This is a genomic window from Kamptonema sp. PCC 6506 (assembly GCF_000180455.1).
Taxonomy (GTDB): Bacteria; Cyanobacteriota; Cyanobacteriia; order Cyanobacteriales; family Microcoleaceae; genus Kamptonema; species Kamptonema formosum.
This window is the reverse complement of record NZ_CACA01000038.1, coordinates 1-6505: the sequence shown is the minus strand read 5'-3', so window position 1 is coordinate 6505 and position 6505 is coordinate 1. Positions and strand designations below refer to the sequence as shown.

3 protein-coding genes are annotated in these 6505 nt (G+C 46.4%); all 3 read right to left on the bottom strand.

Annotated features, from left to right (window positions below; all coding sequences use genetic code 11):
• Positions 1-5330 (bottom strand): PAS domain S-box protein (locus OSCI_RS02160; RefSeq protein ID WP_052638521.1); only part of this gene is annotated, 5330 nt, incomplete at its 3' end.
• 110 nt (positions 5331-5440) lie between these two features.
• Positions 5441-5662 (bottom strand): hypothetical protein, encoded by a 222-nt coding sequence (locus OSCI_RS02155; protein WP_007353211.1) that lies wholly within the window; start codon positions 5660-5662, stop codon positions 5441-5443.
• A gap of 227 nt (positions 5663-5889) precedes the next feature.
• Complete coding sequence (locus OSCI_RS02150; RefSeq protein ID WP_173401172.1) at positions 5890-6378, bottom strand: low molecular weight protein-tyrosine-phosphatase; 489 nt, start codon at positions 6376-6378, stop codon at positions 5890-5892.
• Positions 6379-6505 lie beyond the last annotated feature (127 nt).

Here is a 6505-nt window from a genome sequence, read left to right as displayed (position 1 = left end):
GCATCTCCCTCATCTCCCGCATCTCTCCCATCTCCTCTGCTCCCTATCTCCTCTGCTCCCCATCTCCTCTGCTCCCCATTTCCCCAGTCCCCAGTCCCCAACCACACTTCTACTTCTACTTGCCCGCCAGTGGGAGTAAACTTGATGGCATTGGAAATTAAATTCCAGACCACTTGCTGAAAGCGCTCTGCATCTCCCCAAACCAATCCCACTGCGGGGTCAATGAAGGTATCTATCTCTATTGACTTAGCTCCTGCCATTAAGCTTACAGAATTCATCGCGACTTCGAGGGTCTCTACGAGGTCGAACCAGCGGACGTTCAAGCACAGTTTCCCTTGAATAATCCGCGAAACGTCTAAAAGGTCTTCAATAAGCTGCTTTTGCAATCTGGCTTGACGCTCTATAGTTTCGAGAGCGCGAGCAGTTGTGGCTTCATTAAAGTTACGGCTACGGAGCAACTGCGCCCATCCTAAGATGGCATTCAGAGGCGTGCGGAGTTCGTGGGAAAGAGTTGCTAAAAACTCGTCTTTCATGCGATTTGCGGATTCCGCTTCGGCCCTGGCTTTGCGTTCGCGATCGAGTAACTGGGCTCGTTCTAACTCCGCTCGCTTGCGATCGCCGATATCTGCCACAATCGACATACAGTTAATATTGCCCTTAGCGTCGCGCACTGATGTTGCCCACAAGCCGATCTCGACTGGCGACCCATCTTTTTTTTGGCGGCGGGTTTCTAAACCCGTGAGGGCAAATCCGTCCCTAATTGCTTTCAAGTTGGCTTGGAATTCTTCTTGCTTGTCAGGGGGGATACAAGGAAGGAAATAACCTTTGGCTTCCTGTTCGCTCCAACCGAAAATCTTCTCTGAGGCTGGATTCCACATTTTTACTGAGCCGTCTTCGGCGCTAAAAACTGTAATCCCCAGAGGACAAGCTTGAATCAAGGCTTCAAGGGTTTGGTTAGTTTCCATCAGCGCTTCTTCAGTGCGTTTGCGATCGCTGATGTCCAAATTTACACCGATCGTCCGCAGGGGTAAACCTTGCTCGTCGTTGAAGGTTGTAGCTCTCAGGGCAATCCAGCGTATGCTGTTGTCGGGGCGGCAGATGCGGAATTCAATATCTAATTCTCCACCTGAATTTGTGACTTTGGCAATCTCCTGTTTTGTCTTGGCGATGTCGTCGGGATGCAGCAGTTGCGTCCAGTTTTCGTATTTACCTCCGAAACTCCCTGGTTCTAACCCGTAAAGCGCTTCTAACTCTTGCGTCCAGGTAATTTCACCAGTTTGGAGATTCCACTCAAAAGTGCCGATTTTCCCAGCCTGCTGAGCCAGTTGCAGCCGCTGTTGATTATTTTTCAGTTCCGCTTCGACACGCTTGATCTCAGTCATGTCAATGTAGAATGCGATCGCGGTTTCTTGCTCGGTAAAAGGTTCCGCCAGCATTGCACCACCAATGAGGATGGGGACGCGGCTACCGTCTTTGTGGATGTAATCTTTTTCTATAGGTGTTGCTACACCGTTGGCTCGGAGTTCTGCGATCGCGATCTGGTCGAGATAGGCTTGTTCTGGTGGCGTTAGCCGATCCCAACGTATTTGACCTGAGAGCATTTCTTCGCGAGTATAGCCAATCATCTTTAAAAGCGCTTCATTGGCATAACTAATCTGACCGTGAAAATCGCCGATCGCTACGCCGAAGACGTTAATCTCAAATAGTCTGCGGAAGATCGCCTCGCTTTCTTTGAGTGCCCGTTCTGCTTTTTTGCGTTCGGTGATTTCCTGCGTGACTATACTTACGCCCAAAAGCACCCCCTCGCTGTCATACACGGGGTGATAACTAACTAGCCAATCTCGGATAATTCCTGGCTGCTGCAAGGTTTCAGCTTGGATTTCCAGGTCGAGAATGGGTATGCTAGTAGCGATGACTTGGTGGTAAAGGGGCTCTAGTAAATCCGCAAGTTCTGGGATTACTTCTCTAACAGTCCGTCCCAAGTGTTGCGCGATCGCTCTACCATTGACAGCAGCTAAATACTCATTGATCCGCACAAAGCGCAAGTTTGTATCTACAAAGCACAGCCCGACTGGAGTCGTGTTATAAAGATGGTCGAGTTCTGCTAACTGGCGCTGGACTCTAGCTTCGCTTTCCCGCAGGGCTTGTTCTGTGCGCTTGCGTTTGGTGATGTCCTGAAAGTATACGGCGAGGCCATCACTCCAGGGATAAGCTCGCGCCTCGAACCACTGCCCGGAGCCGTTTGGGGCTAAGGCTTCTACCTGGATGGGGATTTGTTGAAACATCGCTCTATGGTACTGCTCGTAGAATGGAGAGCTTGCTGCTTCAGGAAATTTCTCCCAGATACAAGCGCCGAGCAATTCTGCTTTCGGCAATCCCGTCATGTTTAAAAAGCGGGTGTTAACGTAAGTGAATTGCCATTCTTTGTTAACAGTAAAGAAAGCATCAGTGATGCTTTCGAGGATGTTGGCAATTTTCTTGTTTGCTTGGCGCTCGGCTGCTTCTGCTTGTTTGCGATCGCTGATATCTAAAACAAAGAATGTTCCTCGATCCTTGCACCCCTCGATCAAACCTCCCCCAGCTAAAATCGGGATGCGGCTGCCGTCTTTGCGGATGTATTCTTTTTCGTAGGGCGTGCAACTACCGTTTGCTTGGACTTGAGCGATCGCTTCTGCATCCAGAGACCAGTATTCGGGTGGCGTGATATCTTTCCAGCTCAGAGCAAGTAAACGTAATTCTTCCCTTGTATAACCCAGAATTTCTAGCAGAGCATCGTTAGCATCAATGATTTTGCACTCTTGCTCCCAGAAACCGACTCCGATCGTATTAGACTCAACTACGCTGCGAAACCGCGCTTCGCTTTCTCGCAATGCTGCTTCTGTTCGCTTGGCTTCTGTAATTTCTGTCAGAATTACACCAACTCCCAACGTCTCCCCACCTTTAGCTTTTACGGGGTAGTAATTGCCCAGCCAATACCCGAAATCTCCCGGTATTTTGCTACATTCTCCGGTAATTTCAACGTTGAGCACAGACTCTCCACTGTCTAATACCTGCTGTATCGTATCTCCAAATCGGGCGGCACATTTAGGCAAGATTTCGTGAAATTTTTTACCCAAGTGTTCGCCTGCGGGAAAACAGTTGAGTTTTGCGAGTACCTCATTGATGCGGAGGAATCGCATTTCTCTGTCTAGAAAGCAGATTCCCAAAGGAGCAGCTTCTAGGAGTGCGTCAATTGAAGCAAAGGATTCGGCGGCTTGAGCTTGAGCTAACTGTGCTTTTCGGTAAAGTTGGGCGTTATCTACGGCGAGTGCGACGCGATCGGCAAGGTCTTCTAGCAATCTCAGGTCTTCCGAATTATATCTGCGACCGGTCTTGGTGGTGACGAAGGTAATCGCGCCTAGTACCCGTCCCCTCGCGATCAGGGGTACGCACAGGTGAGAGCCAAGTTGGAGCGATCGCAACATTTCTAGGTGCGTGCTATCCTGTGCCGCTGCCACTAAAATATCATCAGTAATTTCTGGAATCAGTTCTGGTTGTCCCGTCCGCATCACCAATCGATAGCCGTGAAGTGTATAAGTCTCGCCAGCCGCAGGCATTGCTGGAGTCGGGTAGCGCTGCTCTAACTGTTTGGATAAATCCACTTTTGAGGAATCGATGTGGATAGTCGCTAGCCGTCGCACTCTCCCATCTTCTTCCGCGATGTCAATATAGCAGCCGTCAGCAAGGGTAGGAACTGCCAATTCTCCTACATTTTTGAGGGTGGTTTCCCAATCGAGGGACGAAGAGAGGACTGCACTCGCAGTTGCCATAACTGCTGCTTGCTGTTCTGATGCTTCCGCTTTTGCCCTAGCAGCTTGTTCTGCAATTAATTGAATCCGCTGAGCTTCTGCTTCTCTAAGTTCGGTAATATCGCGAGCTACTACTAAAGCTGATTGTATTGAACTGTCGCTGTCAAATTCTGGAACTATCCGCGACTGATAGGTTCGCATTCCTTCAACAGTAGGAGCTTGGTATTCTATTGCTTGCTCTCTACCTAATGCAAAAACTTTGTCTAGCGTTTCGCCCCAGAGTTGGCATAAATCTGGTGGCGTACCCAATTCTCTGCTAGTTTTGCCAATGAATGCTGCTGCGGGCATTCCCATGTTCTTTTCTACGGCAGGATTTACATAAATGTACCGCTGTTCTCTATCAACTCGAAGGATGACATCGGGAGTGTTTTCTACGACTGCTTTAAATTCCTGCTTGCTGCGGTATAAAGCTTGTTGAGCTTCGACGCGGTAGGTGATATCTTCTAAGGTGCCGACATGACCGATAATTTTGCCCAGGTCTGAGAACATGGGAGCGGAACAAATGCGAACCCAGCGCAGGCCTCTCTCAGCGGTTAAAAAGCGAAATTCGTTTTTGTATTCGCGGGGGGATTGGGTGTAGGATGACCACTCTGCAAATACGCGATCGCGATCTTCTGGGTGCAGGAATTTCGCCCAACCAAACCCTAAACTTTCCTCAAAATTAAAACCACAAATTGCTTGACAGCGAGGATTTGTATAAGTACATCTACCTTGGATGTCGGTCATGAAAATGCCCGCCGGTGAAGACGCGCTTAAGCAGCGAAATCTTTCTTCACTTTGCCGCAGTGCTGCTTCTATTTTCTCTCTTTCTGCCACTTCTGCTTGCAGCGCTGCGTTAGTTTTACTCAATTCTGCTGTGCGTTCTCGGACGCGGTTCTCCAACTGGAGATAAGATAAAGATAGTGCTTGTTCTGCTGCTTTACGTTCGGTAATGTCTAGACCAGTTCCTATTACATAATCAACTTTACCTTCTTTGTCTAAAATGACTGTATTCGACCAAACAATTAGGCGGCTAGAACCATTTTTTGTCAGCCAATAATTTTCATTTTGGTTAGGGAATACGCCGGAGACTAGGTTCTCAAAAACTGCTTTTATTGAATCTATTTCTTCAGGTACGATCAGCAAATCCCAAATATATTTACCATTGGCTTCATCAAAGGAATAGCCAGTTATTTTCTCGCACGCTTGGTTAAAACTAACTATGCGTCCTTCTCGATCTAATACTACGATCAAACTACTAACTGTACTGATGATTTTCGAGATAAAATTTCGCTCTCGATCGAGTTCTTCTTGATTTTGCTTTAGTCCTGACTTTCTACCCTTAAACCAAGCGCTAACTATTAAGGCAGGAACAAATAATACAGCAGGGCTTTCCTTGAAAGTGGGCGACAACAAAATTGCTATAAGTATTGCAGTGCCTAGAGCCAAAGCCGTAATGCTGTAGCGTTTAATTGGCGAATATAGCGCTTGAATTATACTCATTGGAGAATGATGAGTGAGGACAGAGATTAAGGCTTAGGAATCCCACTAAATAATTTACCGTGCTTGTATCATTGCTCACTATAGCAGAAATATTCAGCAAAATTCCTGAATTAAATACCGATAATTTCAGTAACTAGAGGCTGATCTTTATCGGCAATTCCTATTCTTTTACCCTGTTGTTTTGCATCCACAACTACTTCCATTAGTGCAATAGCTCTGCGAAATACTTCTGTTTTGGTACCGCCTGTTTTGTGAGCAAGAGTTTCTAATGCTTCGTTGACTTCTGGCGAAACCACAAAATTTAAGCGAACCTTTACTTTGTCTGCGTTCATAAGTATGAATTGCGTAGGAAGAAGGATAAGGATATGTATTTTTTATGTAATGAAAACACAAAATTTTGACCTTGCCATCTATCTTGAGACTGATTTTAGGGGTGAGAAGTTAAGGCTGAGGAGAAGAAGGTACAATTCTCTAATGGCTGCCTAAAATAGGATTCGCAAGCAATCTTAAGCCCACGTAGTTGAGATCTGGTTCGTAAATCCGATTAAAATTGAATTTCTCAACTGTTAAATATTAATTTTTCCTTAGTGACATACTCCAATAGTCCCTCACAGGCATCCCACAATAAATCAATTACTCGATCAAATCCTTCTGGGCCACCATAATAAGGATCGGGAACTTCCCTCAAATCATATTTCTGACAAAACTCGCACATCAGCCGTACTTTGTCGCGATATTTGCCATGAGGATCGAGGGAAAGAATATCCTGGTAATTGTCTTTATCCATTGCCAAAATTAGGTCAAAGTTCTCAAAATCTGACCTTTGAAACTTACGAGCACTACCCCGGAGTTCGAGTTCACGCTTGCTAGCTGCGATCGCCATCCGTCGATCGGGAGGATTACCGACATGATATCCCCCAGTCCCGGCAGAATCACAAATAATTCGATCGGCTAAATCTGCTTGTTTGATTAAGTGATTCATGATATTTTCTCCCGATGGGGATCGGCAGATATTGCCAAGACAAACAAACAGTAATCTGTAAGGCATGGATTAATTAAGAAATTGGTAATTGGTAATTGGTAATTGGTAATCGCTAATCGCTAATCGCTAATCGCTAATTGCTAATCGCTAATTGCTAATCGCTAATTGCTAATCGCTAATTACCCATCTCCCT

Excerpts from the sequence above, each read along its gene's own strand:
- OSCI_RS02155 (WP_007353211.1), bottom strand. The coding sequence starts at position 5,662 with ATGAACGCAGACAAAGTAAAGGTTCGCTTAAATTTTGTGGTTTCGCCA.
- OSCI_RS02150 (WP_173401172.1), bottom strand. The coding sequence starts at position 6,378 with ATGCCTTACAGATTACTGTTTGTTTGTCTTGGCAATATCTGCCGATCC.